This is a genomic window from Colidextribacter sp. OB.20 (assembly GCF_009911595.1).
GTDB lineage: Bacteria > Bacillota > Clostridia > Oscillospirales > Oscillospiraceae > Lawsonibacter.
Genome location: NZ_QWKG01000137.1, coordinates 1 through 1733, shown reverse-complemented (window position 1 = coordinate 1733; position 1733 = coordinate 1). Strand labels below are relative to the sequence as shown.

Annotated in this window: 2 protein-coding genes; both read left to right on the top strand. The window is 62.5% G+C overall.

Features of this window, described 5'->3' with window-relative positions; translation table 11 throughout:
• On the top strand, nucleotides 1-922 hold a 922-nt coding region (locus D1641_RS19810; protein WP_160668513.1), incomplete at its 5' end, for a SpoIIE family protein phosphatase.
• An 85-nt stretch (nucleotides 923-1007) separates the two neighbouring features.
• On the top strand, nucleotides 1008-1157 hold the full coding sequence (locus D1641_RS18810; RefSeq protein WP_160668511.1) for a hypothetical protein: 150 nt from the start codon (nucleotides 1008-1010) through the stop codon (nucleotides 1155-1157).
• Nucleotides 1158-1733 lie beyond the last annotated feature (576 nt).

The following is a 1733-nucleotide window of genomic DNA, read 5'->3' as shown; positions in this document are numbered from 1 at the left end:
GTCCGACCTGCTGGGGGAGGCGGCGGCAGAGCTGAGCCGGGAGCTGACCCCCGACCCGGCGGGGGAGCGCCGCCTGCGCCAGCGGCTGCGGGAGCTCCAGCTGGATGCCCAGGCCAGCGTCTGGCGGGATGGCAGGGGCCTGCTGCGGGTGGAGGCGGAGGGCCTGGGCTGCGCCGCCCTGACCCGGCCCAGCCGGCTGAAGGACCTGTCCCAGGTCCTGGGGGTCCCTCTGCGGGTGGAGCTGGAGGAGGAGGGGGCGGTCTCTCTCATCCAACAGGAGCCCCTGATGGCTTTGGCGGGGGTGGCGGCCCGGCGGAAGTCGGGAGAGACAGTGAGCGGCGACGCGGGCACCTATTTTAAGCGCCCCGACGGCAAGCTCTACCTCCTGTTGTGCGACGGCATGGGCAGCGGGCCCGATGCCAACCGGGAGAGCACCCTGGCGGTCCGGCTGCTGGAGCAGCTGATCCAGGCCGGGGTGGACGCCCGCCGGGCGCTGACCACCCTGTCCTCCGCCCTGGCCCTCCGGGGGGAGGAGACCGGCGGCTTCACCACGGTGGACCTGCTCCAGCTGGACCTGTTCACCGGGGAGGGGGAGCTGTATAAGCTGGGGGCCGCCCCTACCTATATAAAAAAAGGGAAGGATGTTCAGCGGCTCACGGGCAAGTCGCTGCCCGCCGGGCTGGCCGAGGGGGAGACCTCCGCCCTGGACCAGTTCTCCATCCGGCTCAGCCCGGGGGACTGCGTCCTCATGGCCAGCGACGGGGTGGCCGACCGGCTGGAGGACGGGTGGCTGCGGGAGCGCTTCGCCAAATTCGACGGCCAGAGCCCCAAGGACCTGGCCCGGGAGCTGGTCACCCGCGACCTGAAGGGGGCCACCGACGACCGCACCGCCCTGGTGGTCCGGATCGACCGGCGGACATAAAAAATGCCGCCCGGATTGCGCCGGACGGTTGACAGGACCCGAAAAATCGGATACAATATAATTATAAGGAAAGGGGGCTGTCCAAATGCCGTCTGAAAAAGAGCTTATCATGTATCAGAAATCCACCATTTACGATGTCATCAAGCTCATCAAGCGGGAACCGGATAGGACCTATACGGCGGCCGAGCTGGAGGCGCTGCTGAACGCCTATGTGGAGGGCTTGGAACAGAAGTAAATTACGAGCTGGGCCGGGGGACCGGCCCGGTTTTCTTCCTTATTTGACAAAACTCGAACATCCATAGTATAATGCCCTTACCCCGCCGCCAGGCGGGATAAGGGCGCTGTTACATAAAAGGCGGTTGGTCCACCGTTTGAACTCCCAGGCAAAATCCAAAGCGGGAGGAGGTGGCGCGGATGTGGAAAAGACGGATCATCAAAACGATCTGTTTTCTGGCAGGTATAGCAATTCTCATGTACCTGTCGGCCATAAAAGCGTGTTAGCCGCCTGGCCGGAATCCAGACGGCTAACTGTCTCTAGTTAGTCTTGTTCAGGACCAGCCGCTGTAGCGGCGTCCCTTTACGCTCTCAATTATACCACATTCCAGCCAGTTGTCAAGACCGGGCCCCCTCCCCCCGCAATATTACCGTTCCATTACACTTCCCCCAAACCCGTTGACAATGATTTTTTGATTTGCTATGATGCGTTACAGAGGTTAGAGGACGATCTTGCCCCGAACGCGGAGCAGGCATTCCCGAAAGCAGATTTCCGATTGCAAGGGGAATGAATGCAAGGGGAGTGACACCTTCGTAA